28 protein-coding genes are annotated in these 26,189 nt (G+C 69.5%); 7 read left to right on the top strand and 21 right to left on the bottom strand.

Going from position 1 to position 26,189, the window contains the following annotated elements; genetic code table 11:
- Positions 1-6 precede the first annotated feature (6 nt).
- From KS03_RS24230 to KS03_RS24200, 7 genes are all read right to left on the bottom strand, one after another.
- Positions 7-633 (bottom strand): DUF47 domain-containing protein, encoded by a 627-nt coding sequence (locus KS03_RS24230; protein ID WP_015875441.1) that lies wholly within the window; start codon positions 631-633, stop codon positions 7-9.
- A 136-nt stretch (positions 634-769) separates the two neighbouring features.
- Entirely contained in the window at positions 770-2,152 is a 1,383-nt protein-coding gene (locus KS03_RS24225; RefSeq protein ID WP_015875440.1) for a replicative DNA helicase, read from the bottom strand.
- Positions 2,153-2,389: 237 nt separating this feature from the next.
- Positions 2,390-2,842 carry a 50S ribosomal protein L9 gene (rplI, locus tag KS03_RS24220; RefSeq protein WP_015875439.1) on the bottom strand — a complete coding sequence of 151 codons (453 nt, stop codon included), beginning with the start codon at positions 2,840-2,842 and terminating at the stop codon, positions 2,390-2,392.
- A gap of 27 nt (positions 2,843-2,869) precedes the next feature.
- Positions 2,870-3,145, bottom strand: coding sequence for a 30S ribosomal protein S18 (gene rpsR, locus KS03_RS24215; RefSeq protein ID WP_006486248.1), 276 nt, complete (start codon positions 3,143-3,145; stop codon positions 2,870-2,872).
- 3 nt (positions 3,146-3,148) lie between these two features.
- The gene (priB, locus tag KS03_RS24210) at positions 3,149-3,448 is read right to left on the bottom strand and encodes a primosomal replication protein N (protein ID WP_015875438.1); all 300 of its coding nucleotides are present in this window, start codon (positions 3,446-3,448) and stop codon (positions 3,149-3,151) included.
- A gap of 38 nt (positions 3,449-3,486) precedes the next feature.
- A complete protein-coding gene (rpsF, locus tag KS03_RS24205; RefSeq protein WP_015875437.1) occupies positions 3,487-3,861 on the bottom strand; it encodes a 30S ribosomal protein S6 in 375 nt (124 codons plus the stop codon).
- Positions 3,862-4,048: 187 nt separating this feature from the next.
- A complete protein-coding gene (locus KS03_RS24200; RefSeq protein ID WP_017423762.1) occupies positions 4,049-4,960 on the bottom strand; it encodes a LysR family transcriptional regulator in 912 nt (303 codons plus the stop codon).
- 162 nt (positions 4,961-5,122) lie between these two features.
- Here KS03_RS24200 and gcl point away from each other — a divergent pair, with 162 nt between their 5' ends.
- Genes gcl through KS03_RS24185 form a run of 3 tightly spaced genes read left to right on the top strand, consistent with a single transcriptional unit; the run spans position 5,123 to position 8,663 of the window.
- Positions 5,123-6,898 (top strand): glyoxylate carboligase, encoded by a 1,776-nt coding sequence (gcl, locus tag KS03_RS24195; protein WP_015875435.1) that lies wholly within the window; start codon positions 5,123-5,125, stop codon positions 6,896-6,898.
- A gap of 34 nt (positions 6,899-6,932) precedes the next feature.
- Positions 6,933-7,730: a hydroxypyruvate isomerase gene (gene hyi / locus KS03_RS24190; protein WP_015875434.1), complete on the top strand. Its 798-nt coding sequence runs from the start codon at positions 6,933-6,935 to the stop codon at positions 7,728-7,730.
- 33 nt (positions 7,731-7,763) lie between these two features.
- A complete protein-coding gene (locus KS03_RS24185) occupies positions 7,764-8,663 on the top strand; it encodes a 2-hydroxy-3-oxopropionate reductase (protein ID WP_015875433.1) in 900 nt (299 codons plus the stop codon).
- 325 nt (positions 8,664-8,988) lie between these two features.
- Here the strand turns inward: KS03_RS24185 and KS03_RS24180 are convergent, their stop codons facing one another.
- On the bottom strand, positions 8,989-10,032 hold the full coding sequence (locus tag KS03_RS24180) for an asparaginase (RefSeq protein ID WP_085962390.1): 1,044 nt from the start codon (positions 10,030-10,032) through the stop codon (positions 8,989-8,991).
- A gap of 208 nt (positions 10,033-10,240) precedes the next feature.
- Here KS03_RS24180 and KS03_RS24175 point away from each other — a divergent pair, with 208 nt between their 5' ends.
- Both KS03_RS24175 and KS03_RS24170 read left to right on the top strand, forming a co-directional pair.
- Positions 10,241-10,525, top strand: a complete 285-nt coding sequence (locus tag KS03_RS24175) for a PsiF family protein (protein ID WP_015875431.1) — start codon at positions 10,241-10,243, stop codon at positions 10,523-10,525.
- Between the two features lie 450 nt (positions 10,526-10,975).
- On the top strand, positions 10,976-11,563 hold the full coding sequence (locus KS03_RS24170; RefSeq protein WP_015875430.1) for a BPSL1445 family SYLF domain-containing lipoprotein: 588 nt from the start codon (positions 10,976-10,978) through the stop codon (positions 11,561-11,563).
- A 141-nt stretch (positions 11,564-11,704) separates the two neighbouring features.
- Here the strand turns inward: KS03_RS24170 and KS03_RS24165 are convergent, their stop codons facing one another.
- The 9 genes from KS03_RS24165 to mltG all read right to left on the bottom strand — a co-directional run bounded on the left by KS03_RS24165 (position 11,705) and on the right by mltG (position 20,303).
- Positions 11,705-12,772, bottom strand: a complete 1,068-nt coding sequence (locus KS03_RS24165) for a glycosyltransferase family 4 protein (protein ID WP_015875429.1) — start codon at positions 12,770-12,772, stop codon at positions 11,705-11,707.
- A 220-nt stretch (positions 12,773-12,992) separates the two neighbouring features.
- Positions 12,993-14,168, bottom strand: coding sequence for an AAA family ATPase (locus tag KS03_RS24160; protein ID WP_015875428.1), 1,176 nt, complete (start codon positions 14,166-14,168; stop codon positions 12,993-12,995).
- A gap of 64 nt (positions 14,169-14,232) precedes the next feature.
- On the bottom strand, positions 14,233-15,414 hold the full coding sequence (locus KS03_RS24155) for a mechanosensitive ion channel family protein (RefSeq protein WP_015875427.1): 1,182 nt from the start codon (positions 15,412-15,414) through the stop codon (positions 14,233-14,235).
- A 134-nt stretch (positions 15,415-15,548) separates the two neighbouring features.
- Positions 15,549-15,905: a Rap1a/Tai family immunity protein gene (locus KS03_RS24150; protein ID WP_015875426.1), complete on the bottom strand. Its 357-nt coding sequence runs from the start codon at positions 15,903-15,905 to the stop codon at positions 15,549-15,551.
- Positions 15,906-15,984: 79 nt separating this feature from the next.
- On the bottom strand, positions 15,985-16,716 hold the full coding sequence (locus tag KS03_RS24145) for an ankyrin repeat domain-containing protein (RefSeq protein WP_015875425.1): 732 nt from the start codon (positions 16,714-16,716) through the stop codon (positions 15,985-15,987).
- Between the two features lie 43 nt (positions 16,717-16,759).
- Positions 16,760-17,539: a TatD family hydrolase gene (locus tag KS03_RS24140; RefSeq protein WP_015875424.1), complete on the bottom strand. Its 780-nt coding sequence runs from the start codon at positions 17,537-17,539 to the stop codon at positions 16,760-16,762.
- A gap of 42 nt (positions 17,540-17,581) precedes the next feature.
- Positions 17,582-18,610: a DNA polymerase III subunit delta' gene (locus tag KS03_RS24135; RefSeq protein ID WP_015875423.1), complete on the bottom strand. Its 1,029-nt coding sequence runs from the start codon at positions 18,608-18,610 to the stop codon at positions 17,582-17,584.
- 56 nt (positions 18,611-18,666) lie between these two features.
- Entirely contained in the window at positions 18,667-19,287 is a 621-nt protein-coding gene (gene tmk / locus KS03_RS24130; RefSeq protein WP_015875422.1) for a dTMP kinase, read from the bottom strand.
- On the bottom strand, positions 19,287-20,303 hold the full coding sequence (gene mltG / locus KS03_RS24125; protein ID WP_015875421.1) for an endolytic transglycosylase MltG: 1,017 nt from the start codon (positions 20,301-20,303) through the stop codon (positions 19,287-19,289). Before mltG ends, tmk begins: the two co-directional genes overlap by 1 nt.
- A 77-nt stretch (positions 20,304-20,380) precedes the next feature.
- Between mltG and ygfZ the strand changes: the two genes are divergently transcribed.
- Positions 20,381-21,412, top strand: coding sequence for a CAF17-like 4Fe-4S cluster assembly/insertion protein YgfZ (ygfZ, locus tag KS03_RS24120; protein WP_015875420.1), 1,032 nt, complete (start codon positions 20,381-20,383; stop codon positions 21,410-21,412).
- An 88-nt stretch (positions 21,413-21,500) separates the two neighbouring features.
- Positions 21,501-22,346 carry an NRDE family protein gene (locus KS03_RS24115; RefSeq protein WP_015875419.1) on the top strand — a complete coding sequence of 282 codons (846 nt, stop codon included), beginning with the start codon at positions 21,501-21,503 and terminating at the stop codon, positions 22,344-22,346.
- A gap of 29 nt (positions 22,347-22,375) precedes the next feature.
- On the opposite strand, the gene KS03_RS24110 is transcribed toward KS03_RS24115, so the two are convergent.
- From KS03_RS24110 to pncA, 4 genes are all read right to left on the bottom strand, one after another.
- The gene (locus KS03_RS24110) at positions 22,376-23,335 is read right to left on the bottom strand and encodes an alpha/beta hydrolase (RefSeq protein WP_015875418.1); all 960 of its coding nucleotides are present in this window, start codon (positions 23,333-23,335) and stop codon (positions 22,376-22,378) included.
- Between the two features lie 204 nt (positions 23,336-23,539).
- Positions 23,540-24,022, bottom strand: a complete 483-nt coding sequence (locus KS03_RS24105) for a PaaI family thioesterase (RefSeq protein ID WP_015875417.1) — start codon at positions 24,020-24,022, stop codon at positions 23,540-23,542.
- A gap of 293 nt (positions 24,023-24,315) precedes the next feature.
- The gene (locus KS03_RS24100) at positions 24,316-25,494 is read right to left on the bottom strand and encodes an acetyl-CoA C-acyltransferase (protein WP_015875416.1); all 1,179 of its coding nucleotides are present in this window, start codon (positions 25,492-25,494) and stop codon (positions 24,316-24,318) included.
- A gap of 55 nt (positions 25,495-25,549) precedes the next feature.
- Complete coding sequence (gene pncA, locus KS03_RS24095) at positions 25,550-26,176, bottom strand: bifunctional nicotinamidase/pyrazinamidase (RefSeq protein WP_015875415.1); 627 nt, start codon at positions 26,174-26,176, stop codon at positions 25,550-25,552.
- Positions 26,177-26,189: the final 13 nt, after the last annotated feature.

Raw genomic sequence — 26,189 nt, 5'->3', positions numbered from 1 at the left:
GTCGGCTCAGGCGTTTTCCAGCACGATGCCTTCGATGATGTTCGCCACGTCCTCGCACTTGTCGGTGATTTCCTCGAGCAGTTCGTAGATCGCCTTCAGCTTGATCAGCGTCTTGACGTCGTTCTCCTCGCGGAAGAGCTTCGACATGGCCGAGCGCAGCACGCGGTCGGCCTCGGATTCCCAGCGGTCGATCTCCTCGCAGGCCTTGAGGATGCGCGCCGACTGCTTCATGTCCGACAGCAGCGCCACCGCCTGCTGCAGGTGCTGCACGGCCTGCGTGACGATGCGCGCGAGCTGGCTCGCCTCCGAAGTCACGGACTGCACGTCGTAGAGCAGCACGGCCGTGGCGACATCCTCCATCAGGTCGAGCACGTCGTCCATCGTCGTGATCAGCTTGTGGATGTCGTCACGGTCGATCGGCGTGATGAAGGTCTTGTGCAGCAGGTCGATCGCCTCGTGGGTAAGCTTGTCCGCCGATTTCTCGGCCGACTGGACCTTCTGCTTGTGGATCTCGGCGTCCGCGAGATTGTCGATCAGCAATTCGAGTTCGCGGCCGCCGGCCACGATGAAATTTGCGTGCGAATTGAAGATTTCGAAGAACTTGCCCTCGGTGGGCATGAATCGGCCGAACATGAAATTTCCGGAAATTGTCAAATGACTGTCATAAAATCGGCGTCATTGTACCGTCTCCGGGAAACGCGGTCGCGGCGAAGCGCGCCGCACCACGACCAGATACAACATCTCGTGGTGCAGGCTTTACAAACGCACTTCACTCGCCGTAGAAATTCTGCGCGCCGGCGAAATTGTCGAATTTCGTGAATTGTCCGGTGAAGGTCAGACGCACCGGGCCGATCGGGCCGTTACGCTGCTTGCCGATGATGATCTCGGCGGTGCCCTTGTCGGGGCTGTCGGGGTTGTAGACCTCGTCGCGGTAGATGAACAGGATCACGTCGGCATCCTGCTCGATGGCGCCCGATTCGCGCAGGTCGGACATCACCGGGCGCTTGTTCGGCCGCTGCTCGAGGCCGCGATTGAGCTGCGAGAGCGCGATCACCGGCACGTCCAGCTCCTTGGCCAGGCTCTTCAGCGAACGCGAAATTTCGGAAATCTCGGTGGCGCGGTTCTCGCCCTGCGACGAGCCCGTCATCAGCTGCAGGTAGTCGACGATGATCAGGCCGAGCTTGCCGCACTGCCGCGCGAGCCGCCGGGCGCGCGAGCGCAGTTCCATCGGGTTCAGGCCGCCCGTCTCGTCGATGAACAGCTGCGCCTCGCTCATCTTCTGCACCGCGTGCGTGAGTTTCGGCCAGTCCTCGTCGGTCAGGCGCCCGGTACGCATGCGGTGCTGGTCGAGCCGGCCCACCGAGCCGAGCATCCGCATCACGAGCTGGGTGCCCGGCATTTCCATCGAGAACACCGCGACCGGCAGCCCGTATTCGACGGCGACGTATTCGCCGATGTTCATCGAGAACGCGGTCTTGCCCATCGAGGGCCGGCCGGCCACGATGATCAGCTCGCCGCCATGCATCCCCGAGGTCATCCGGTCGAGGTCGACGAAGCCGGTGGGCGTGCCGGTCACGTCGCTCGGGTTCGCGGTGTGATACAGCGTATCGATGCGCTCCACCACCTGGGTGAGGAGCGGCCCGATGTCGAGGAAGCCCTGCGTGCCGCGCGCGCCCTCCTCGGCGATCGAGAACACCTTCGATTCAGCCTCGTCGAGCAGCTGGCGCACTTCCTTGCCCTGCGGGTTGAACGCGTCGGCGGCGATCTCGTCGGCTACCGAGACGAGCCGGCGCAGCACGGCGCGATCGCGCACGATTTCGGCGTAGCGGCGGATGTTGGCGGCGCTCGGCGTGTTTTGCGCCAGCGCATTCAGGTAGGCCAGCCCGCCCACGTCGTCGGCCTTGCCCGAGGTGACGAGCGCCTCGTACACGGTCACCACGTCGGCCGGCCGCGTCGAGGCAATCAGCCGCCCGATGTGCTCGTAGATCAGCCGGTGATCGTAGCGGTAGAAATCCTGCTGCGACAGAAAGTCGGCGATGCGGTCCCATGCGCTGTTGTCCAGCAGGAGGCCGCCCAGCACCGATTGCTCGGCCTCGACCGAGTGCGGCGGAACTTTCAGCGATTCGATTTGGGGGTCGTGCGGCACGTTCATGGCTTGGGATTATCGCGAAATGGACCGGGATGCGCCAGCCGTCGTCAGGCCGGCGCCGTCCTCGGGTCGCCAGGGAATCGTTGCCGGGCCGGCTCCGCCGCCGGCCGCAGGGGGCATCCGGCGCCAGCCGCGACCGGGCGACGCGAAAACGAAAAAGGCAGGGCCGGTTTCCCGTGCCCTGCCTCATGGCCCGGGCGGCGGAGCCGCCCGAACCGGACCTGCTGGCGTCAGTGTACGTTAAGCGTGATCGCCGATCACGTTCACCGTCACGTCGACCACGACGTCCGTATGCAGCGCGACCTGCACGCCGTGCTCGCCGATCATCTTCAGCGGGCCTTCCGGCAGGCGAACCTGCGCCTTCTCGACTTCGTAGCCGGCCTTCTTCAGCACTTCCGCGATGTCCGCGTTCGTGACCGAGCCGAACAGGCGGCCGTCCACGCCCGACTTCTGCGTGATCTCGATCGACTGGCCGTTCAGCTTCTCGCCGATTGCCTGGGCGGCCGACAGCTTCTCGGCGGCGACCTTCTCGAGTTCCGCGCGGCGCACTTCGAATTCGGCGATCGCGTCCTTGGTCGCACGGCGGGCCTTGCGATTCGGGATCAGGAAATTGCGTGCGTAGCCGTCCTTGACCTTGACGATGTCACCCAGGTTGCCCAGGTTGGCGACTTTTTCCAACAGAATGATTTGCATTCGAATTCTCCTTATTGCGTCGCCGGCTTACGCCTTGTGCTGGTCGGTGTACGGCAGCAGCGCGAGGAAGCGCGCGCGCTTGATGGCCGTGTCGAGCTGGCGCTGGTAGTGCGCCTTGGTACCCGTCAGACGCGCCGGCGTGATCTTGCCGTTCTCGCCGATGAAGTCCTTCAGCGTTTCGGTGTCCTTGTAGTCGATCTGCTCGACACCGGCTGCCGTGAAACGGCAGAACTTCTTGCGCTTGAAGAGCGGGTTTTGTTGCTGACGACGCTTGTCGAATTTCTTGCCAGTGGGACGGGGCATGATTCAGTCCTTTCCTATGTCCTGCAATGCTGTGATGTGAAACACCAGGGTGCGCGCGTTGCGGCTCTTTTTCGCCAGGAAGCCGGTGAAGAGCGTCTCGACGCCCATCTCGCAGCGTTCCAGCCTGGCGCTCGCCTCGCCGGCGGCCATCGCCTCGATCGTCATTTCGACCTGTCGGCGGATGCCTGCCTCGACGACCTCCGTGCGGTGCTGCAGCGTGCAGCTCGCGATCGGAACGCCTGCCGGCGTGTACCGCACCGGTTGACGCTCGACGACGCTCGCCGACAGTTGCAGCCTGTTCACGAAGTGATGCTGACCCTGATGGCTTGACCGATGCGGTCTTAAGCCTGCGCTTCGGCCGGCTGCGCTGCAGCGGCCTTCTTGGCTTCTTCGCGCTGCACTTCCTTCATCATCGGCGACGGGCCGGTCTCGGCCTTCTTCATCTTGACGATGAGATGGCGCAGCACGGCGTCGTTGAACTTGAACGCGTGTTCGAGTTCGTCGAGCGTCGCCTGGTCGCACTCGATGTTCATGCAGACGTAGTGAGCCTTCGCGAGTTTCTCGATCATGTAGGCCAGTTGACGGCGGCCCCAGTCCTCGACGCGGTGGATCTGGCCGCCGCGCGTGGTGATCGTGGACTTGTAGCGCTCGATCATCGCGGGCACTTGCTCGCTCTGATCGGGGTGCACGATGAAGACGATTTCGTAATGACGCATACACACTCCTTGTGGATTGAAGCCACCCGGGCGTCGGAACCGGTGTGGCAAGTGAGAAGCCAGAGAGTGTAACCCGAACGGCAGGCCCGCGCAATGGTTTCACGTCGTCGGTTCGCCGAATCGGCCGTGTTTTCAACGACTTGAGGGCCGGGCCGAGTCCGCCGCGGCGGCCGGGCATGCGGCAGCGTCAGCGCGGCGCGCTCCAGTAACCCGGCCGCGCATAGGCGTCGCGCAGGTAATCGATGAAATAGCGCACGCGCGCCGGCACGTAGCGCTGCTGCGGATAGACGGCGAGGATGTCGTAGTCGGGCAGCGCGTGGTCGTCGAGCACCGTTTCGAGCTCGCCCGTCTCCAGTTGCCGCGCGATTTCCCAGGTCGACCGCCAGCCGAGCCCAAGCCCTTCCGAGACCCAGCGGTGCAGCAGTTCGCCGTCGTTGCAGTCGAGGTTGCCCGTCACGCGGATCGTCGCCAGCTTGCCGTTGCGCCGGAAATACCAGCCGCGGTTCTGTCCCCCTTGCAGGTTGAAGGCGAGGCAGTTGTGCCTCGCCAGGTCGTCGAGCGACTGCGGGCGCCCGTGCCGGCGGAAATAATCAGGCGTGCCGCACACCACGCGGCGATTGCTCGCCAGCTTCACCGCCACGAAGTTCGGATCGACCGCGCCGCCGATCCGGATCGACAGGTCGTAGCCCTCGCGGACCAGATCCACGACGCGGTCGGTCAGGTTGAACGAGAGCTGCAGGTCCGGCTTGTCGGCGACGAAGGCCGGCGCGAGCGGCGCGACGTGCTTGCGGCCGAACGCGGCCGGCGCCGAGACGATCAGGTGCCCGCTCACCGCGCGGCGCCCGGCCGCGAGTTCGTTCTCGGCCTGGTGCCAGTCGCCGAGCAGCCCGCGGCAGCGCTCGAGGAACGCGGCGCCGTCCTCGCTCACCACCAGCCGCCGCGTCGAGCGATACATCAGCTTCACGCCGAGGCGCTTCTCCAGCGCGTCGATGCGCCGCCCCAGCACGACGGGCGACACCCCCTCCTCGAGCGCCGCCGCGGCCAGACTGCCCGCGTCGGCCACCCGCACGAACGTCTCGATCTGCTTGAAGCGGTCCATCGGCGGCCTCCCGGTGCCTGGATCGATGCGCCGGACGCTTGTCCACACGGCATTCGATACTTTTAGTTTCGAAATAAGCGACGAGCGGCGATCTTATCAAAGCTTTCATGCCGACCTACAGTGACGACGACAACGTGATGCGCGATTTCCAAGGAGACATTCATGGCCAAGATGAGAGCCGTCGACGCCGCCGTGCTGGTGCTGGAGAAGGAAGGCATCCAGACCGCCTTCGGCGTGCCGGGCGCCGCGATCAACCCGTTCTACTCGGCGCTGCGCAAGTCGGGCGCGATCGGCCACGTGCTGGCGCGCCACGTCGAGGGCGCCTCGCACATGGCCGAGGGCTACACGCGCGCCGCGCCGGGCAACATCGGCGTATGCATCGGCACCTCGGGGCCGGCCGGCACCGACATGATCACCGGCCTCTATTCGGCCTGGGCCGATTCGATCCCGATCCTCGCGATCACCGGCCAGGCGCCGCGCGCGCGGCTCTACAAGGAGGACTTCCAGGCCGTCGACATCGAATCGATCGCCAAGCCGGTCACCAAGTGGGCCGTGACGGTGCGCGAGCCGGCCCTCGTGCCGCGCGTGTTCCAGCAGGCCTTCCACCTGATGCGCTCGGGCCGCCCCGGCCCGGTGCTGATCGACCTGCCGATCGACGTGCAGCTCGCCGAGATCGAGTTCGATATCGACACCTACGCGCCGCTGCCGGCCTACAAGCCGGCCGCCACGCGCGCCCAGATCGAGGCCGCGCTTACGATGCTGGACGAGGCCGAGCGGCCGCTGATCGTGTCGGGCGGCGGCGTGCTGAACGCGGCGGCCGAGGATCTGCTGGTCGAGTTCGCCGAGCTGCTCGGGGTGCCGGTGATCCCGACGCTGATGTCGTGGGGCGCGATTCCCGACGATCACCCGCTGATGGCCGGCATGGTCGGCTTGCAGACCTCGCACCGCTACGGCAACGCCACGCTGCTCGCCTCGGACTTCGTGCTCGGCATCGGCAACCGCTGGGCCAACCGCCACACCGGCAGCGTCGAGGTCTACACGAAGGGCCGCAGGTTCGTCCACGTCGACATCGAGCCGACCCAGATCGGCCGCGTGTTCGGCCCCGACCTCGGCATCGTGTCCGATGCGAAGGCCGCGCTCGAGCTGTTCGTGGCGGCGGCCCGCGAATGGAAGGCGGCCGGACGGCTCAAGGACCGCGGCGCCTGGGTGGCGGACTGCCAGCAGCGCAAGCGCACGCTGCAGCGCAAGACCCATTTCGACGACGTGCCGGTCAAGCCGCAGCGGGTCTACGAGGAGATGAACAAGGCGTTCGGCCGCAACACCTGCTACGTCAGCACGATCGGCCTGTCGCAAATCGCCGCCGCGCAGTTCCTGCACGTCTATCAGGCGCGCAACTGGATCAACTGCGGGCAGGCAGGCCCGCTCGGCTGGACCATTCCGGCCGCGCTCGGCGTGCGTGCCGCGGACCCGGGCCGGCCGATCGTCGCGCTGTCGGGCGACTACGACTTCCAGTTCATGATCGAGGAGCTCGCGGTGGGCGCGCAGTTCAAGCTGCCCTATGTGCACGTGGTGGTGAACAACGCGTATCTGGGCCTGATCCGTCAGGCACAGCGCGCGTTCGACATGGACTACTGCGTGCAGCTCGCGTTCGAGAACGTCAACGCGCCCGAGCTCGGCAGCTATGGCGTGGACCACGTCGCCGTGGCCGAAGGGCTCGGCTGCAAGGCCCTGCGCGTGACGAGGCCCGAGCAGATCGCGCCCGCCTTCGAGCAGGCCAAGCAGCTGATCGCCGAGTTCGGCGTGCCGGTGGTGGTGGAGGTGATCCTCGAGCGCGTGACCCATATCGCGATGGGCGCCGAGCTCGACGCGGTCAACGAGTTCGAGCCGCTCGCCGAGCGCCCCGAACACGCGCCGACCGCGATCTCGCTGCTCGACTGAGCCTGCTGCTTGCCGACCGACCGGAGACCCCGCCATGCCGAAATTCGCCGCCAACCTGACGATGCTGTTCAACGAAGTGCCGTTCCTCGAGCGGTTCGAGGCCGCCGCCGAGGCGGGCTTCGACGCCGTCGAGTTCCTGTTTCCGTACTCCTATGCGAAGGAGCAACTGGCCGAGCGGCTCGCCGCCCACCGCCTGAAGCTGGTGCTGCACAACCTGCCCGCCGGCAACTGGGACCAGGGCGAGCGCGGCATCGCCTGCCTGCCGGACCGGCGCGGCGAGTTTCAGGACGGCGTGGGCCGCGCGATCGACTATGCGAAGGCGCTCGGCGTGCCGCAGCTGAACTGCCTGGTCGGCATCGCGTCGGCCAGCGTGCCGCGCGACACCACCCACCTGACGATCGTCGAGAACCTGCGCTTCGCCGCCGACGCCCTCGAGCGCGAGGGCATCCGGCTGCTGGTGGAGCCGTGCAACCACTTCGACCTTCCCGGCTTCGCGCTGAACCGCTCGACCGAGGCGCTCGACGTGATCCGCGCGGTCGGCTCCGACAACCTGTTCCTGCAATACGACATCTATCACATGCAGCGCATGGAGGGCGAGCTCGCGGCGACGCTGCGCGCGAACCTGCCGGCGATCGGCCATGTCCAGCTGGCCGACAACCCGGGCCGCCACGAGCCCGGCACCGGCGAGATCCGCTACGCCTACCTGTTCGGCCTGCTCGACGAGCTCGGCTACCACGGCCATGTCGGCTGCGAGTACAAGCCACGCACCACCACCCGCGACGGGCTCGGCTGGCTGCGCGAGGCGAGGCAGTGCAGCGCCGCACACGCCTGACGCCCCTTTCTTACCCTCGCTACGGAGCACAACATGGCAACCATCGGTTTCATCGGCCTCGGCATCATGGGCTCGCACATGGCGCGCAACCTGCTCAAGGGCGGCCACTCGCTGGTCGTCAACGGCGCCTTCCCGGTGCCCGACGACCTGCGCGGGCAGGCCCGCGTGGTCGCGAACTCGACGGCGGTGGCCGACGGCGCCGAGATCCTCATCTCGATGGTGCCGGACACGCCCGACGTACACCGCGTGCTGTTCGCCGACGACGGGCTCGCGAAGGGCCTGACGGCCGGCAAGCTGGTGATCGACATGAGCTCGATCTCGCCGCTCGACACGCAGGCATTCGCCAAGCGGATCAACGCGCTCGGCTGCGACTACCTCGACGCGCCGGTGTCGGGCGGCGAGGTCGGCGCGCGCGACGCGACGCTGACGATTATGGTGGGGGGCCCCGAGCGCGCGTTCGAGCGCGCCCGCCCGCTGTTCGAGCTGATGGGCAAGAACATCTCGCTGGTCGGCGACAACGGCGCCGGCCAGACCACCAAGGTGGCCAACCAGATCATCGTCGCGCTGAACCTGGAAGCGGTGGCCGAGGCGCTGCTGTTCGCGGCCCGCTCGGGCGCCGATCCGGAGCGCGTGCGGCGCGCGCTGATGGGCGGCTTCGCGTCGTCGCGCATCCTCGAGCTGCACGGCGAACGGATGACCAAGCGCACCTTCGAGCCGGGCTTTCGCATCGAGCTGCACCAGAAGGACCTGAACCTCGCGCTCGACGGCGCACGCCGCCTCGGCCTCGCGCTACCGCATACCGCCAGCGCGCAGCAGCTGTTCAGCGTGTGCGCCGCGCACGGCGGCAAGACCTGGGATCACTCGGGTATCGTCCGCGCACTCGAAATCATGTCCAACCTCGAGATCGCCGAGCCCACGGCAACCGCGAAGTAGACATCGGCCCGGCACGCCGCCCCGGCTGGCGGCGCGCCGCACGGTGGGGCGTCCGTCGGATCTTCGGCTCCGGCGGGCGGTTGAAGGCCGCTCTGGGCTGAGAGCGGCTGGCAGGGTCCGCAGCGGCACCCGGCGGCGACGGGCAAGCCCTGGTCGGTCAGACGTCGCCGTCGGGTGTCCGCCTGTCGGATTCGCCAGTGATTCCCCGCCTTCCCGGCGCGGCCGCGCCCGCCGCCCCGGGGCGATGGCCATGAAAAAAACGGACCATGCGGGTCCGTTTTTTTTCATGCCTTCTCGCCAGCCGCGCGGCGGCGGGCGCGGCGCGTCAGTAGGTATCGAACACGGTCTGCAATTCGGCCGGATCGCTCACGCCGGCCGCGAGCGCGAGCATCAGCAGCACGCGTGCCTTGAACGGATTGAGCGAGCCGGCGCTGATAAAGCCCAGCGCGTCGTCGTTGGCCGCGCCATTGCGCATCACGTGCCCCGAGCCGACCCGCGAGGCGCGCACCACCGCCACGCCGCGGCGCGCGGCTTCGACGAGCGCCTCCTGCAGCCGCACGTGGATCGAGCCGTTGCCGGTGCCGGCCACCACGATGCCCTTCACGCCGGCCGCCACCAGCGCATCGACGCCGACCCGCGACACGCCGGCGTAGCTCGCGACGATCTCCACGGCCGGCCAGTCGGTGCCGATCGAGAAGCGCGTGGCCGCCGTGTGCGGGCGCGTGACGCCGCGCGCGAACTCGACGCGGCCGTCCTGTACCCAGCCCAGCACGCCCAGCTCCGGCGACTGGAAGGCGTCGACGGCATAGGTGCTGGTCTTTACCACGTCGCGCGCGCTGTGGATCTTGTTGTTGAACGCGACCAGCACGCCCTGCCCGTGCGCGGCGCGATGCGCGGCCACGGTCACCGCGTTGAGCAGATTCAGCGGGCCGTCCGGGGAAAGCGCCGTGGCCGGCCGCATGGCGGCCGTCAACACCACCGGCTTGCTGGTCTTGACGCTCAGGTGCAGCAGGCAGGCGGTTTCTTCCAGCGTGTCGGTGCCGTGCGTGATCACGATGCCGTCGATCGCGTCGTCGGCCGCGAGCGCGTCGATGCGCGCGGCGAGCGTGCTCCAGAGCGCCGGTTCGAGATCCTTGCTGTCGATGCTGGCGATCTGCTCGCCGACGATTTGCGCGACGCGCGCGAGTGCCGGCACCGCGTCGAGCAACGAGCCGATGCCGAGCGCGCCGGCCTGATAGCCGGCGGTATTGGTGGCGTCGGCAGCGGCGCCGGCGATGGTGCCGCCGGTGGCGAGGACCGCGATGCGCGGCAGCGCCGGCGCGGTGCCGGCGGAGTTGGGGTGGGGGGTCGAATAGGTCATGGCCGCGATTGTAATCGCTGTCCACCGTGCTTCGGCAACCCTTCGCGCTCGGCGCGGCGGCATCCGGCGCCAGCAGCAGCGCGCTCGCCCGACTCGCGTTGCGCGTTTGCCCGCTCTGGTATTTTCGGGATGATTTGCCATAATGGCCTCGCGATCCGCGCAGCCGCGCGCGTCGTCCGGTGTCACGAGAACGCCAATTACCCAACGGGAGTGTCCAATGAAAATCCGATCGCTGATGGCCGTGCTGCTCGTCGGCGGCATGCTGGCGTCACCCGCGTTTGCCGCCAACAGCCAGCAGGACAAGATGAAGGCCTGCAACGCGCAGGCAGCCGGCAAGTCGGGCGACGAGCGCAAGGCCTTCATGAAGGACTGTCTGTCCGCGAAGCCGAAGATGTCCCAACAGGACAAGATGAAGGCATGCAATACGCAGGCCGCAGGCAAGAAGGGAGATGAGCGCAAGGCCTTCATGAAGGCTTGCCTGTCGAACCAGCCGGCGGCCTGACGCTGCCCGCCCCATGCCTCGCCCCGCTCGCGGGCGCGGCAGTTTCACCGCGGCCCGGCCGCCCGCGCGCCGTCGCGCCGCCCCGGTTGCTGCCCTTGCCGCCCTCTCTTCCGTGGTGGACGAGCCGCGCGCGCATCACGCCGGCCGGCGCCGATCGGCTGCCGGGCGTGTCCGCCGCGCGGCTGTTCGCATGCGCCGCGGCGCTCGAGCCGCCGCGGCGCGCATCGCGGCGCCCGCTTCCCGCCGTTTTTCACGCCCGTCTCGCGCCCCGCTCTGCACCCGGCGAATTCGGGAATTTCTCATCAAAACAAGGGTTTAACCAAAATTAACGATTTGGCGCTCTTTTTTGGCGGGCGAGGGAAAAAGATACGGATCGCTGTGATATAACTCGGGCGCAGTGCCCTGTTTTGGCGGGACGCCCCGCGAAATCACACCTGATGGAGAACAACGATGCAAAAACGCACACTCGTGTTGAAAGCCGCCGCCGCGCTGATCGTCGGCAGCCTCGCACTCGCGGGCTGCACCACCACGCCGGACAAGCCCGCGACCGCATCGACCAACGCATCGACACGCCAGGCCATCGACGCCAGCGTGAACGCCACGCTCTCGCGCCTCTATGCCACCGTGCCCGGCTCGCGTGAGCTGGCAGCGAAGTCGCGCGGCATCCTGGTGTTCCCGGAAGTGCTGCAAGCCGGCTTCATCGTCGGCGCCCAGACCGGCAACGGCGCCCTGCGCGTGGGCGGCAGCACCATCGGCTACTACAACACCTCGTCGCTGTCGGTCGGCCTGCAGGCCGGCGCGCAGTCGAAGGCGGTCATCTTCCTGTTCATGACGCAGGATGCGCTTGACAAATTCCGCGCCTCGAACGGCTGGGCCGCCGGTGCGGACGCCTCGGTCGCGCTGGTGAAGATGGGCGCCAACGGCGCGATCGATTCGAACACGGCGACGGCGCCGGTCGAGGTGGTGGTGCTGACCAATGCCGGCCTGATGGGCGACGTGTCGATCAACGGCACCAAGGTGACCAAGCTGGATCTGTGACGACGGGCGGCGGGGCCGCTCCCTGCTATCTGCCCCGCCGCGGCTCGACCCGCAACGAATGGCGCCCGCGACGGGCGCCATTTTTGCATCCGCCACGGCGCCGCGCCACGCTCGGGAGGCCGGCCCCGAAAGGACAGCGGGTCAGGAGGCGGCCGAATCGATCACCTTGAAGCGCGAGCGCTTCTGTGCGCGGATCAGGGCCTGGTAGACGTCCACGTACTGCTGCGCCATGCGGCGCGACGTGAAGCGCTCCTCGAAACGCTGCCGCACGCGGGTGCGCGACAGCAGCGGCAGGCGGTTCACGGCGGCCACCGCGCCGATCTCGTCCTCGACGATGAAGCCGGTCAGCCCCTCCTCGATCACCTCCGGCACGGCGCCGCGGTTGAAGCCGATCACCGGGGTGCCGCAGGCCATCGCCTCGATCATGACCAGGCCGAACGGCTCGGGCCAGTCGATCGGAAACAGCAGCGCGTGCGCGCCGGACAGGAACGCGGCCTTCTGGTCGTCGGCGATCTCGCCGATGTACTCGACGTGCGGCAGCGCGAACAAGGGCTTGATCTTGCGTTCGAAATACTCCTCGTCGGCCGCGTCGATCTTCGCCGCGATCCGGATCGGCAGGCCGCAGCGTTCGGCGATCCGGATCGCGCGGTCCACGCGCTTCTCGGGCGAGATGCGGCCCAGGAACGCGAGATACTGCGGTTCCACCGGCTGCGGCGTGTAGAGCGTGTCGGGCAGGCCGTGCTGCACCGTCTTCAGCCAGTTCGCGCGAGGCAGCGGCTGGCGCTGCGCGTTCGAGATCGAGACGACGGGCGCGGTGTCGAACAGGTCGAACACCGGCTGCTGCTCGAGCAGGTCGAGGCGGCCGTGCAGCGTGGTCAGGAAAGGCACCGGCTGGCGCTGGAACACCGAGAACGAGTAATAGTCCATGTGGAAGTGCAGCACGTCGAACTCGTTCGCGCGGCGCGCGACGCGCTCCATCAGCAGCATGTGCGGCGCCACCCGGTCGCGAATCGACACGTCGAGCCGCATCGCGCGCGGCCATACGGCGTCCAGCTTCGCGCTGGTGCGCGAGTCCCCGCTCGCGAACAAGGTCACGTCGTGCCCAAGTTCGACCAGCGCCTCCGTGATATAGGACACGACCCGTTCGGTGCCGCCGTAGAGCTTCGGCGGCACGGATTCGGTCAGTGGCGCGATCTGAGCAATCTTCATCGTTTTGTCTCCGGGATGCCCGTCGACGGCGCCGCAGCAGCAAGGCGCCGACTCCCGGTATTATTCGCGATCGTCAGGACGGGCGGCAGCGGGATTGCACTTTCTGGGCCTTGTTACAGGACGGATACATTCCTGTCGGTCATTTTTTCCGCGTGGAAAAAGGGGCGCAGCCGGCATGGCGCCGCGGGCCTCGCCAATGGGCGGCGCCGCTGCGGCCGGCTCAGCGCGCCGGCCACTTCCAGGCGGGGCGCTCGAGCGCCTCGTCGTCGAGACGGGTTTCGCCGAGCCGCTTGTCCAGCACCAGCGACAGGCTGCCCGCCTCGCGCTCGAGGGTGGCGACGAGCCGCGCCGCGTGCGAGACCACGATCACCTGCGAGCGCGCCGCGGCCAGCGCGATCAGCCGGCCGAGCGCCGGCAGCAGGTCCGGGTGCAGGCTCGTCTCGGGTTCGTTCAGCACCAGCAGGGCCGGCGGACGCGGCGTGAGCAGCGCGGCCGCGAGCAGCAGATAGCGCAGCGTGCCGTCCGACAGCTCGGCCGCGCCGAGCGGGCGCAGCAGCCCGGGCTGCTGCATCCTCAGCTCGAAGCGGCCGCGCCCGGCCGCATCGTCCACCTCGAGCCGCGCGCCGGGGAACGCGTCGTCGATGGTCGCGTCGAGCGCCTCGGCGTCGCCGATCTCGCGGATGGTCTGCAGCGCGGCGGCCAGATCGGCCCCGTCGTCGGCCAGCACCGGCGTGTGGGTGCCGATCTGCGCGCGCCGCGCGGGCGCGTCGGCATCGGTGCGGAAATGGTCGTAGAAGCGCCACGAGCGGATCCGCTCGCGCAACGCGATCATCTCGGGCGCGCCGGCCGGGTCGACGAATTCGGTCAGCATGCTGTCGTACGAGGCCACCGGCTGCGGCACGGTGCGCCAGCCGCCCGCCGCGTCGCGCGTGCGGATCTGCGCGCCGTGCCGATCGACGAGCAGCGCCGACGGGCGCAGCAGCGTGCCGCTCCAGACGCACTCGCGCTTGATCACCGGATCACGGCCGAACAGCGTGCGCGCGTTGATGACCGGCATGCCGAGATCGATCGCATAACCGAAATCGCTGCAGGCAAAGCCGAGCCGCAACGACACCGGCGCCTTGCGCACCAGCGGCTCGACGGGCGTCTCGCCCGCCAGCATCGCGCGCGAGAAGCGCTCGGGGCCGGCCCACAGCGTCGAGGCCAGGCCGCCCTCGCGCGCCAGCGACGGGATCGCGCGGCCCTGCGCGGTGTCGGCCAGCAGCCGCAGCGCGCGGTAGACGCTCGATTTGCCGCTGCCGTTCGGCCCCGTCACGACGTTGAGCCCGGCCAGCGGCACGATGAATTCGCGCAGCGAGCGGTAATTGGCGATCGCCAGCGCGCTCAGCGGCGGCAGCGGCGAGGAGGAGTCGGGCATCGGCATCGGGCACGCGTATCGGGCAGCCGGGCTGGCGCCGCCGTCAGCGCGCCGGCACCGGATCGGTGGCGGTTGGATCGGCCGGCGTGTTCGCGGCAGTGCTCGACGCGGGTTGGCTCGGCAGCCAGGACGGCAGGTTCGGCGTGTCGCCGCTGCCCGGCGTGGCCAGCTCCATGCGGCCGCGCGGCAGGCTGTCCGGGTAATGCGTCTGCAGGAACGCGATCAGCCCTTCGCGCACGCGGCAGCGCAGGTCCCAGGACAGCGAGGAATCGGGCGAACTGACCAGCGCGCGCAGCTGGATCGAGCGCTCGGTCGCGTCGGTCACCTGCAGCACCTGCACGCGGCCGTCCCATTCGGGCGCCGAGGCGACGATCCTCGCCAGCTCGTCGCGCAGCGGTGCGAGCGGCGTCCGGTAGTCGACGAACAGGTACACGGTGCCGATGATCTCGGCGCTGTTGCGCGTCCAGTTCTGGAACGGGTTCTCGATGAACCACTGCAGCGGCACCACCAGCCGCCGCTGGTCCCACAGCCGCACCGACACGTAGGTGCCGGTAATTTCCTCGATGCGGCCCCACTCGCCCTGGATCACCACCACGTCGTCGAGCCGGATCGGCTGCGACAGGCCGATCTGCAGCCCGGCGATCAGGTTGCCGAGCACGGGCCGCGCGGCGATCCCGGCGACCAGCCCGGCCACGCCCGCCGAGGCCAGCAGGCTGGCGCCGATCTGGCGCACGTTCGGGAACGTCATCAGCGCGGCGCCGGTGCCGATGATCACGATCACCACCATCACGGAACGCGCCAGCACGCGCGCCTGGGTATGGATGCGGCGCGCCTCCAGGTTGTTCGGCGTGTCGACCGGATGGGCCTGCACGATCGCCTCGCCGGTGGCCGCGGCCAGCCGCATCAGCAGCCAGGTCAGCGAGACGATCAGCCCGACCGCCGACAATGTGCGCAGGCCGCCCGAGTGCGGCAGCTCGTCGGCCACCTGCAGCGAGAGGAATTCGAGCGCGAGGAAAGCCAGCACCGCGAGCGCGGGCCGTTCGCTGTAGCGCACGATCACGCTCATGAACGGATAGGGCCGCGCGAGCGGGATCACCACGCGCGCGCCGAGCCAATGGATGCCCGTCACGGCGGCCAGCAGCAGCACGGCCACCAGCAGCGTACCGGGCCAGGAATGGAGCGGCGCATCGGCGATGGCCGCGAGTTGATCGAGCGTCGTCGTCATCGCGCGGTGGCTAAGGCGTCAGGGCGGGAACAGCGGATTCCCGCGCGGAATGGTTGGACGGCGCGGCGAACCGGCCGTTGCGGCACGGCGCGTTCAGGCGGCCGACGCCGCGCGCGCTGCGCCAGGGGTTGCGCTCAGTTCCCGTTGCGGCACGGAAACGCCTTGCCGAGCCCGAGCGACACCGCCGTGCTGGCGTTGTAGTCGACGATCTTCGGGTTCTCGGCCACGTACTTGCGGACCGCATCCGTCATCTGCTGCGCCTTGACGTCGGGCGGCAGGCAGAAATACTGGCCCACGCGCGGCCCGGTGGTCCCGCCGATCGCGTCGATCGTGTTGTAGACGCCGTCGGCAACCCCCTCGATGTACGCGCCGCACGATGCGCGGGACTTGACGTCGGTCTTCGCACAGAGCTTGTCGAGATCACCGGCCGTGAAGGCGTGCGCCGAGAGCGGCACGACGAACGCGGCGGTAAAAAACAGAGCCCGCAACATTGGATGTTCCTTTATGTCAGGTCGGCGGCGTCACGCCGGCACGACAAAAACGGCGCGGCAAACGCCGCGCCCAAAACCGCTATTTTGCACTGTTTTCACCATCGCCCGCATTCGCGGGCCGCGCGTCGCCGATCCGCACCGTGCGCTTCGACAAAATCGCGACCGCATCGGGCGCCTCGTAGTGTTTCGCGAACTCGAGCGCGGTCACGCCGACCTGGTTCTTGATGGCCGGATCGGCCCCTTGGTCGAGCAGCAGCGTGACGGTGCTGGCGTGGTTGCCGCGCGCGGCCATCATCAGCGGCGTGGTGCCGTTCGGCGAGCCGGCGTCGATATAGGCGGACTTGTCGAGCAGGTAGCTGACCACGTCGTCGTGGCCGTTGGTGGCCGCGTAGTGCAGCGCCGTCCAGCCCTTCTTGCTGACCTCGGCGCCCTTGTCCACCAGGTACTTGACGAGCGGCAAGTCGCCGTTGAGCGCGGCCATCATCAGGCCGTTCTCGCCGGCCGGATCGGTCTTTTCCAGGTCGATGTTGGGCGCGGCGGCGAGCGCCTCGGCCACCTTGTCGGACTTCTCGCGCGCGGCGATCACGAGCAGCGGATTGCCCTGCTCGTCGGTCAGGTTCGGGTCGAGGCCGTGCTTGAGCTGCTTCGCGATGTCGTCGATGTCGTCGAACTTGACGGCCTTGACGATCGCGTCGCGCGATTCGGCCTGCGCGAGCGGCGCGGCGAGGCCCGCGGCCACGCCGGCGGCCATGACGAGCGCGCGCAGCGCGGCGCCGGGGCGAATCGTGGATGCACCGTGGATCGTTTTCATTGGTTTGGGCTCCTTCCCTGGGTTGCTCCCGGCCGGCAGCGCCTCAGGCGGCGATGCCGAACAGCCGGAAAAAGTTCTGCGAAGTCGCGGCGGCCAGCGCTTCGTCGCTGATGCCGCGCTGCGCCGCGATAAAGCGTCCGACATAACTGACGTAAGCAGGTTCATTCGGCTTGCCGCGATACGGCACGGGCGCGAGGTACGGCGAGTCGGTCTCGATCAGCAGCCGCTCGAGCGGCACGCGTCGCGCCACCTCCTGCACGTCCTCGGCCTTCTTGAACGTGACGATGCCCGACAGCGAGATGTGGAAGTTCTGCGCGAGCGCCGCCTCGGCCACCGGCCACGGCTCGGTGAAGCAGTGCATCACGCCGCCGGGCAGCGAGGCGCCCTCCTCGGCCATCAGGCGCAGCGTGTCGTCGGCCGAGGCGCGCGTGTGGATGATGAGCGGCTTCATGGTCTCGCGCGCGGCGCGGATGTGGGTGCGAAACCGCTCGCGCTGCCATTCCATGTCGGCCAGCGTGCGTTCGCCGAGCCGGTAGTAGTCGAGCCCGGTCTCGCCGATCGCCACCACCTTCGGGTGCGCGGCCAGCTCGACGAGCTCGGCGAGCGTCGGCTCCTTCACGTCCTCGTGGTCCGGATGCACGCCCACCGAAGCGAACACGTTGTGGTGCCGCTCGGCGATCTCGAGCACCGACGGCAGCGTCTCCAGGTCGACCGACACGCAGAGCGCATGCGTGACCCGATGCTCGCGCATGTTGGCGAGCACCTCGGGCAGGCGCTCGGCGAGGCCTTCGAAATTGATGTGGCAATGGGAATCGACGAACATCTGCGCTTCCTGTCTGGGTTCGGGGCCGGCCGGCGGCCGGGCTCAGGCGTAGAGCGCGCGGTAGCCGAGGAACAGTTCCTCGAACACGAGCCGCGCGTTGAGCGGGTGGTTCTCCACCATGCGCTGCCGCGTGACGGTCTTCATGAAGCGTGTGAAGGCCTCGGCGTCGAGCGCGGCCGCGCAGCGCGCGAGCGCGTCGCGCTGCGCCGGGAAATAGCGCGGCCGGCCGGCGCAGCGCTCGGCGAGCAGGTCGTAGAGCCAGCGCTGCAGCCAGCCGAGCACGAGCGGCACCGGCAGCTTCTGCAGCGACTCGCCGCAGGCGAACGGATCGCAGCGCGCGCCGGCCGCGAGCTGCGCGAGCGTCCAGTCGCGCAGCGGCCGGTGCTCGTCGCTCGCCAGCGCGAGCGCGGCCAGCGGCGCGCCGCCGGCCTCGGCCAGCAGCACGGCCGCGTCGCCCACCTGCTGGGCCTCGAGCCAGGCCACCGCCGCCGCGTGCGAGGGCACCGTCATCGGCCACTGCCGGCAGCGGCTGACGATGGTCGGCAGCAGCCGGTCGAGCCGCGCCGAGACGAGCAGGAACACGACGCCCGCGGGGGGCTCCTCGAGCGTCTTCAACAGCGCGTTGGCGGCCGCGACGTTGAGCGCCTCGGCAGGATAGAGCACCACCACGCGCGCGCCGCCGCGATGCGAGCCGACCCCGACGAAGTCCAGCAAGCCGCGCACCTGCTCGATCTTGATCTCCTTGCTGGGCGTGCGGGTTTTCTTGCCGCCCTCGTCGGCATCGGCCTTCGGCTCCTCGGCCGCGGCGCCCGGCGCTTCGCCCGCCAGCGCCTCGGGCAGCACGATCCGGTAATCGGGATGGTTGCCCTGCCCGAACCAGGTGCAGGCCGGGCAGGTGCCGCAGGGCTCGCCGTTACCCTGCGGCGACTCGCAGAGCAGGCCCTGCGCCAGGTGCTGGGCGAAGCGCAGCTTGCCGATGCCGGCCTGGCCGTGCAGCAGCAGCGCATGCGGCCAGTGCGCGCGCAGCGCCTGCAGCCGGTCCCAGTCGTCGGTTTGCCACGGATAGATCATCGGTTTGTCGGCCTCTGGTCGGATGAGCGGGTCTTAAGGGTTGCCGGCGGCCGGCATCAGAGCGCGGCCAGCACGCCTTCGAGCTGCCGCTGGATCTGCGGGATCGACTGCGTCGCGTCGACGATCAGGAAGCGGTGCGGGGCTTCCTCGGCGCGGCGCAGGTATTCGGCGCGCGTGCGCAGGAAAAACGCCTCGCTCTCGCTCTCGAACTTGTCGGGTGCGCGCACCGCGCCGCGCCGCTCGCTCGCCACCTCGGGCGGCACGTCGAACAGGACCGTCAGGTCCGGCTGGAAGCCGCCCTGCACCCAGCGCTCGAGCGCCTCGAGCTTGTCGCGCGGCAGCCCGCGGCCGCCGCCCTGGTAAGCGAACGTCGCGTCGGTAAAGCGGTCCGAGACCACCCAGTCGCCGCGCGTGAGGGCCGGCTCGATCACGCGCGCGAGATGCTCGCGGCGGCCCGCGAACATCAGCAGCGCCTCGGTCTCCAGGTCCATCGGCTGCTCCAGCAGCAGCGCGCGCAGCGCCTCGCCGAGCACCGTGCCGCCCGGCTCGCGGGTCTGCACGACCTGCCGCCCGGCGGGCGCGATCTTCGCGCGCAGGTGTTCGCAGAACCAGGCGAGGTGCGTGGTCTTGCCCGCGCCGTCGATCCCTTCGAACGTGATGAATTTTCCACGCGCCATCATTGACCTCGAATGTATTTGTCCACGGCCTTGTTGTGATCCCCCAGCGTGTCCGAGAACACGCTGGTTCCGTCGCCCTTGGCCACGAAGTAGAGTGCCGCGGTCGGGGCGGGGTTCACGGCGGCCTGCAGCGACGCCACGCCCGGCAGGGCGATCGGCGTCGGCGGCAGGCCACGGCGCGTGTAGGTATTGTAAGGAGTGTCCATCTGCAAATCCCGCCTGCGCAGGTGTCCGTCGTAGGCGTCGCCCAGGCCGTAGATCACCGACGGGTCGGTCTGCAGCGGCATGCCGATGCGCAGCCGGTTCGCGAACACGGCCGAGACGTAGGCGCGATCGGCCGCATGGCCGGTTTCCTTCTCGATCAGCGAGGCCACCGTCAACATTTCGTAAGGCGTGCGGTACGGCAGCCCCGGCGCGCGCATGCTCCACGCCTCGTCGACGCGCTCCTGCATGAGGCGGTAGGCGCGGCGGTAGACGTTCAGATCGCTGGTTCCCTTGTCGAACAGGTAGGTGTCGGGGAAAAACAGCCCCTCGCCGCTGCCGCGCGCCACGGCCGCCGCCGGCGCGCCGATTGCGCGCAGCAGTTCGGCGTCGCTCAGGTGAGCGCTGTCGTGGACGAGGGCCGGGCTGGCATCGAGTTCGGCGCGCATGCGCTTGAAGGTCCAGCCTTCGATGACCGTGACGACGTATTCGTTGACGTCGCCGCGCGCGAGCTTCTGCAGCACCTCGTAGGCCGTCACGCCGGAGCGGAACTCATAGTTGCCGGACTTGAGCCGCGCCGACAGGCCGAGCGCGCGCGTGATCGCCTCGAACAGCACCGGCTGCAACGGCACGCCGCCGCGCACCAGTTGCCGGGCGACGCTCCTGACGCTGCTGTGGGGCTTGATGGTGACGTCGAGGGTCGGCGAGGCGAGGACGAGCGGCCGGGTCGACCAGTAATAGGCGCCGCCCGCAAGCGCAGCGGCCAGAACGACGGCCGCCGCCGCAAGCGCGGCGCATTTCGAGAGTAGGGACATGCGGAACGAGACCGGGACAAGATCAATATAATACTTGCTTGTCTTCGCCAAAGTCAGAATTGACTGTTCCCAGCTCCATGAACTCACCGATTGCCAACGGCGCATCGCCCGCCCCGCCCGAATTCGCGCGCCCGCAGGCGGCCGAATTCGAGGCCGTCCAAACGCGCGGTGCCTATATGCCCCTGCCCCAGCTCGGCCTGATCGAGGTGGCCGGCGACGACGCCGCGACCTTCCTGCACAGCCAACTGACCAACGACATCGAGCAGCTCGACGCCGCCGGCGTGAAGCTGGCCGGCTACTGCTCGCCCAAGGGCCGGCTGCTCGCCTCGTTCCTGGCCTGGCGCACGGCCGACGGCGTGCAGCTGCTGCTGTCCGCGGAGCTCCAGCCCGCCGTGCAGAAGCGCCTGTCGATGTTCGTGCTGCGCGCCAAGGCGAAATTGAGCGACGCGGGCGCCGAATGGGTCGCGCTCGGCCTCGCGGGCGACGTTCGCGAGGCGCTCTCGGGACGCTTCGACGCGCTGCCCGACGGCGTGCACACCAAGCTCGACGGCCCGGCCGGCACGCTGATCCGGCTGCCCGACGCGGCCGGCCGGCCGCGCTATCTGTGGATCGCGCGCCGTGCGCACGCCGAGGCGCACGCGGCCGAACTCGACGCGAAACTCGCGCGCGTGTCGCCGGCGGTCTGGAACTGGCTGGAAATCCGCGCCGCCGAACCGCGCATCACCCAGCCGGTGGTCGAGCAATTCGTGCCGCAGATGGTCAACTACGACGTGATCGGCGCGATCAATTTCCGCAAGGGCTGCTATCCGGGACAGGAGATCGTGGCGCGCAGCCAGTATCGCGGCACCATCAAGCGCCGCACCGCGCTCGCGCACGTGGCGGGCGACACCGCCGAGGTACGAGCCGGCGTCGAGCTGTTCCACAGCGCCGATCCGGGCCAGCCGTGCGGGCTGGTCGTCAATGCGGCGGCCGCGCCCGGCGGCGGCGTGGACCTGCTGGCCGAGGTCAAGCTCGCCGCGCAGGAAGGCGGCAGCGTTCACCTCGGCAGCGCCGACGGTGCGCCGCTCGCGTTCCTGCCGCTGCCCTACGCCTTGCCCACCGAAGTCTGAGCCCGCATGCTATCGTGGCGCGCGAAGCCGGCGCGCCGCGCTCGGGTGCCGGCTTCGCGCACCCCGATCCCAGCGAGGGAATCTCCCGATGTGCCTGATCGTATTCGACTGGCAGCCCGAGGCCGAAAGCGGCCCGATGCTGACGCTCACCGCGAACCGTGACGAATTCCTGCGCCGCACCAGCGCGCCGCTCGCCTGGTGGGAGGATCTGCCCGGCGTGCTGGCCGGCCGCGACCTCGAAGGCGGCGGCACCTGGCTGGGCGTATCGCGCGACGGCCGCTTCGCCGCCCTCACCAACTACCGCGCGCCGTTCGACATCCGCGCCGGCGCGCCCACGCGCGGCCGGCTCGTGTCCGACTTCCTCGGCGCTCGCAACCTCGCGCCGCTCGCGTACCTGCAGCAGATCGCCGGCACCGCCGCGCTCTACAACGGCTTCAACCTGCTGGTCGGCGATTGCCGGCGGCGCGAGCTGGCCTGGTTCTGCAACCGGCCGGCCGAGCCCGACACCGCGCTCGAGGCGCCGCTGCTGGTCGGCGCCGGCCTGCACGGGCTGTCGAACGCGCGGCTCGACACGCCCTGGCCGAAGCTCGTGCACAAGCGCAGCGAACTCGGCACGCTGCTGACCTACGAGGCCGCGCCGCCGCTCGACGCGCTGATCGAGATCATGCGCGACCCACGCAGGGCCGACGACGACGCGCTGCCGCGCACCGGCATCCCGCTCGAACGCGAGCGTGCGCTGTCGGCCGCCTTCATCGAGACGCCCGAATACGGCACGCGCGGCACCACCGCGCTGCGCGTGACGCAGAAGGAAGGCGCGCGGCTGTCGGTCGAGATCAAGGAGCGCTGCGACGACGACGGCTCGCACCGGATCGTGCGGCCCGGCGCGTTCGAGCGCGCGATGCACTTCGACGTCGCGCTGGGCGGCGCGCGCTAGCCGGGCGGCGCCGGCGCGCGGCGCGCCGTTCAGACCGCGTCGAACGCCTCGCGCAACGCGCCGGCCGCGTCGGCGTGCGCCTGCCGGACCTCGGGGACGTAGCCGCCCATCTTGAAGAACTCGTGGATCATGCCGGCGTAGCGCACCAGCGTGACGGCGTTGCCGGCCGCGCGCAGCTTGTCCGCGTAGGCGACGCCCTCGTCCGAGAGCGGATCGTATTCGGCCACGGCGATCCAGGCCGGCGCGACGCCCGCGAACGACGGCGCGCCGCGCCGGCCGTCGAGCGGCGCGAACCGCCAGTCCTCGCGGTCGGCCGGATCGCGCACATAGTGCGAGAAGAACCACTGAATCGTCTCGGCCGTCAGCAGGTAGCCGTCGCCGAGCCGCGCGTGCGAGGCGGTCTGCTGGTGCGCGCTCACGCCGGGGTAGATCAGCATTTGCAGCGCGAGGGCGATGCCGTGATCGCGCGCGAGCACGGCCACGGCCGCGGCGAGCGTGCCGCCCGCGCTGTCGCCGCCCACCGCGAAGCGCGCCGCGTCGAGGCCGAACCCGCTCGCATGGGCATGCAGCCAGAGCAGCGCGTCCTGCGCGTCGTCGTGGGCGGTCGGGAACGTCGCCTCCGGCGCGAGCCGGTAATCCACCGCCAGCACCGCGCAATGCGCGTCGCGCGCGAACATCCGGCACAGCGCGTCGTGCGTGTCGAGGCTGCCGATCATGAAGCCGCCGCCGTGATAGTAGACCAGCGTCGGCAGCGGCTCGGCGAGGCTCGGTGCGACCGGCAGATAGAGCCGCGCGCCGATCGTTGTGCCGTCGCGCATCGGCACGCGCAGGTCTTCGACCTCGGCCATCGGCGCGGGCGCGATCTCGAGGATCGTCGCGCTGCGCTCGTAGGCGGCGCGCGCGGCCTGCGGCGTCTGCGACGCGAAGGACGGGCGCCGGGCCCGCCCGATCATCTCGAGGACCTGCGCAATGACGGGATTGAGCGGCATGGATGGGCAGGAAGAGTGGCGACAGCGGGCCATGATGCCATCGCTCGCGCGACACCGTGCAGATCGGGCATCACGAAATAGCAGCCGCGGCCGGGGCGGCACCCCCGCGCCGCGCGGCGCGGCGCGCGGCCGGCTGCGGGCCGGCAGCGCGCCGTTGCGTGCATCGGCCAACGCAGCCGGTGCGAGGCCCCGGACGGCCGCGGCTCAGACGTCGCTCGGCCCCGGCGTCGCGCCCGGATCGGTGCGCGTGCGCTGGCGAGCGACGTCGCGGCCCACCGCGAGCCGCTTCATGTACTTGAAGGTGCCGATCGCCTTGGCGACGAAATTGCCGGCGCTGTCGCGCACCTCGCCCTCGCAGTAGGCCATGGTGGTCGAGCGGTGCATCACGCGACCGTAGGCGCGCAGCTCGCCGCGGCCCGGCTGCATGAAGTTGACCTTCATCTCCACGGTGACCACGCCGACGCCGTCGTCGGTCAGGCTGCGCGCGGCCATCGCGAGCGCCACGTCGGCCAGCGTCATCGTCACGCCGCCGTGCGCGATGCTCCAGGTGTTGAGATGCCGCTCCTCGAGCGGCAGCGCGATCTCGCTCGCGCCGTCCCGGGCCGAGACGAGCCGCACGCCGAGCATGTCGACGAACGGGCTTTCGATGGCGGGCGGCGTCTGGCGCGGCGTAGCGGTGCTCGTCATGGCGCTCACCGTGCCGGCCTGGGCCGCGAGGGCAAACGCGGGGACGGCACGCCGCCGCCGGCCGCGCGCGCGGCGCGCATGGCCGGTTCCTTCCACTTCCAACTGACGATCTGAGCAATCATGATGCCTTCTTGCGTAACGGAGTCCGAGGGGCCACCAGGGCCGGGCGCGCGGCGCCCGGCGGGTCCAGAGGCGAAGCCTACCAAACTTGCCGCCGCGGCGAAGCGATGCGTCGGGCGCGCCCATCGGCGCCCATCGACCGCCACCGCAGATCGTGGCCGGACCGGGCGCCCTCAGGCGATCTCGAACAGCCCCGCCGCGCCCTGGCCGCCGCCGATGCACATCGTCACCACCACGCGCTTCGCGCCGCGCCGCTTGCCTTCGATCAGCGCATGGCCGGTGAGCCGCGCGCCCGACACGCCGTAGGGATGGCCGACCGCGATCGCGCCGCCGTTCACGTTGAGCCGCTCGTTCGGGATGCCGAGCGTGTCGCGGCAATAGAGCACCTGCACCGCGAACGCCTCGTTCAGCTCCCACAGGTCGATGTCGGCCACCGTCAGGCCGGCCTGCTTCAGCAGCTTCGGCACCGCGAACACCGGGCCGATGCCCATCTCGTCGGGCTCGCAGCCGGCCACCGCGAAGCCGCGGAAGATGCCGAGCGGCTGCAGCCCCTCGCGCTCGGCCAGCTTCGCGCTCATCACCACGCAGGCCGAGGCGCCGTCGGAGAACTGGCTCGCGTTGCCGGCCGTGATCACGCCGCCCGGCAGCGCCGAACGGATCTTCGAGACGCCCTCGAGCGTGGTGTCGGGGCGAATCCCCTCGTCGGCCGCGAGCGTGAGCTCGCGCGTCGAGAGCCGCCCGCTCGCCTTGTCGGCCACGCCGGCCAGCACCGTGATCGGCACGATCTCGTCGTCGAACCGGCCGGCCGCCTGCGCGGCGGCCGCGCGCTGCTGCGATTGCACGCCGTACTCGTCCTGGCGCTGCCTGTCGATGCCGTAGCGCTTCGCGACGTTCTCGGCGGTCTGCAGCATGCTCCAGTAGATCTCCGGCTTGTGCTCCCTGAGCCAGCCCTCCTGCAGCATATGGTGGTTCATCTCGTTCTGCACGCACGAGATCGACTCCACCCCGCCCGCCACGAACACCTCGCCCTCGCCCGCGATCACGCGCTGCGCGGCGAGCGCGATGGTCTGCAGCCCCGACGAGCAGAAGCGGTTGATCGTCATGCCCGGCACCGATACCGGCAGGCCGGCGCGCAGCGCGATCTGGCGCGCGATGTTGGCGCCCGTCGCGCCTTCGGGATTCGCGCAGCCCATCAGCACGTCCTCGACGCGCGCCGGGTCGAGCTTCGCGCGCGCCACGGCCGCGGCGACCACGTGGCCGCCGAGCGTCGCGCCATGCGTCATGTTGAGCGCGCCGCGCCACGATTTGGCAAGCGCGGTGCGGGCGGTGGATACGATTACGGCTTCGGTCATGCCAGTCTCCTGGTTCGAATTGCTTGTAGACGGAACGCGGCGCGCGCCGGCGGGCTCAGAGCGGCACCGCGTCCGCATGCACGCGGGCCACGCCCGCGCCGTGAAGGTCCTGCCAGGCGCGCGCGAGCGAGCCGTCGAGGTCGATCGCGCGGCACGCGTCCTCGATCACCGCGGCCTCGAAGCCGGCCGCGCGTGCATCGAGCGCGGACCACGCGACGCAATAGTCGGTGGCGAGCCCGCAGCACCAGACGCGCTTGGCGCCGAGCGCCTGCAGATAGGCGGCGAGGCCGGTGGAAGTCGCACGGTCGGCCTCGACGAAGGCCGAATAGCTGTCGACGGCCGGGTCGAGCCCCTTGCGGATCACGAGCCGCGCATGGGGGACGTCGAGATCGCGGTGCAGCGCGGCGCCGTCGGTGTCCTGCACGCAATGCACGGGCCACAGCACCTGCTCGCCGTAGGGCAGCGTCAGCGTCGAGAACGGCTCGCGGCCCGCGTGGTTGGCGGCAAACGACACGTGCGCGCGCGGATGCCAGTCCTGCGTGATCACCACCTGATCGAAGCGCCGCGCGAGCCGGTTGATCACCGGCACCACCGCGTCGCCGTCGGCCACCGCGAGCGCGCCGCCCGGCATGAAATCGTTCTGCACGTCGATCACGAGCAGCACGTCGTCGGTCCGCATCATCGTGTCCTCCGCG

Origin of the sequence: Burkholderia glumae LMG 2196 = ATCC 33617 (genome assembly GCF_000960995.1) — a bacterium.
GTDB classification, from domain to species: domain Bacteria; phylum Pseudomonadota; class Gammaproteobacteria; order Burkholderiales; family Burkholderiaceae; genus Burkholderia; species Burkholderia glumae.
Note: the sequence above shows the minus strand (reverse complement) of the source record. Positions and strands in the feature narration are given on the sequence as shown.

Bases quoted from the DNA above. Each gene is read 5' to 3' on its own strand.
- KS03_RS24100 (WP_015875416.1), bottom strand. From the start codon at position 25,494: ATGACCGAAGCCGTAATCGTATCCACCGCCCGCACCGCGCTTGCCAAA.
- KS03_RS24145 (WP_015875425.1), bottom strand. From the start codon at position 16,716: ATGAAAACGATCCACGGTGCATCCACGATTCGCCCCGGCGCCGCGCTG.
- mltG (WP_015875421.1), bottom strand. From the start codon at position 20,303: ATGTCCCTACTCTCGAAATGCGCCGCGCTTGCGGCGGCGGCCGTCGTT.
- KS03_RS24165 (WP_015875429.1), bottom strand. From the start codon at position 12,772: ATGAAGATTGCTCAGATCGCGCCACTGACCGAATCCGTGCCGCCGAAG.
- hyi (WP_015875434.1), top strand. From the start codon at position 6,933: ATGCCGAAATTCGCCGCCAACCTGACGATGCTGTTCAACGAAGTGCCG.
- KS03_RS24115 (WP_015875419.1), top strand. From the start codon at position 21,501: ATGTGCCTGATCGTATTCGACTGGCAGCCCGAGGCCGAAAGCGGCCCG.
- KS03_RS24110 (WP_015875418.1), bottom strand. From the start codon at position 23,335: ATGCCGCTCAATCCCGTCATTGCGCAGGTCCTCGAGATGATCGGGCGG.
- KS03_RS24175 (WP_015875431.1), top strand. From the start codon at position 10,241: ATGAAAATCCGATCGCTGATGGCCGTGCTGCTCGTCGGCGGCATGCTG.
- rpsR (WP_006486248.1), bottom strand. From the start codon at position 3,145: ATGCCCCGTCCCACTGGCAAGAAATTCGACAAGCGTCGTCAGCAACAA.
- KS03_RS24170 (WP_015875430.1), top strand. From the start codon at position 10,976: ATGCAAAAACGCACACTCGTGTTGAAAGCCGCCGCCGCGCTGATCGTC.
- KS03_RS24135 (WP_015875423.1), bottom strand. From the start codon at position 18,610: ATGATCTATCCGTGGCAAACCGACGACTGGGACCGGCTGCAGGCGCTG.
- KS03_RS24200 (WP_017423762.1), bottom strand. From the start codon at position 4,960: ATGGACCGCTTCAAGCAGATCGAGACGTTCGTGCGGGTGGCCGACGCG.
- tmk (WP_015875422.1), bottom strand. From the start codon at position 19,287: ATGGCGCGTGGAAAATTCATCACGTTCGAAGGGATCGACGGCGCGGGC.
- rpsF (WP_015875437.1), bottom strand. From the start codon at position 3,861: ATGCGTCATTACGAAATCGTCTTCATCGTGCACCCCGATCAGAGCGAG.
- pncA (WP_015875415.1), bottom strand. From the start codon at position 26,176: ATGATGCGGACCGACGACGTGCTGCTCGTGATCGACGTGCAGAACGAT.
- KS03_RS24150 (WP_015875426.1), bottom strand. From the start codon at position 15,905: ATGTTGCGGGCTCTGTTTTTTACCGCCGCGTTCGTCGTGCCGCTCTCG.
- gcl (WP_015875435.1), top strand. From the start codon at position 5,123: ATGGCCAAGATGAGAGCCGTCGACGCCGCCGTGCTGGTGCTGGAGAAG.
- KS03_RS24140 (WP_015875424.1), bottom strand. From the start codon at position 17,539: ATGTTCGTCGATTCCCATTGCCACATCAATTTCGAAGGCCTCGCCGAG.
- KS03_RS24230 (WP_015875441.1), bottom strand. From the start codon at position 633: ATGTTCGGCCGATTCATGCCCACCGAGGGCAAGTTCTTCGAAATCTTC.
- KS03_RS24155 (WP_015875427.1), bottom strand. From the start codon at position 15,414: ATGACGACGACGCTCGATCAACTCGCGGCCATCGCCGATGCGCCGCTC.
- ygfZ (WP_015875420.1), top strand. From the start codon at position 20,381: ATGAACTCACCGATTGCCAACGGCGCATCGCCCGCCCCGCCCGAATTC.
- rplI (WP_015875439.1), bottom strand. From the start codon at position 2,842: ATGCAAATCATTCTGTTGGAAAAAGTCGCCAACCTGGGCAACCTGGGT.
- KS03_RS24105 (WP_015875417.1), bottom strand. From the start codon at position 24,022: ATGACGAGCACCGCTACGCCGCGCCAGACGCCGCCCGCCATCGAAAGC.
- KS03_RS24185 (WP_015875433.1), top strand. From the start codon at position 7,764: ATGGCAACCATCGGTTTCATCGGCCTCGGCATCATGGGCTCGCACATG.
- KS03_RS24225 (WP_015875440.1), bottom strand. From the start codon at position 2,152: ATGAACGTGCCGCACGACCCCCAAATCGAATCGCTGAAAGTTCCGCCG.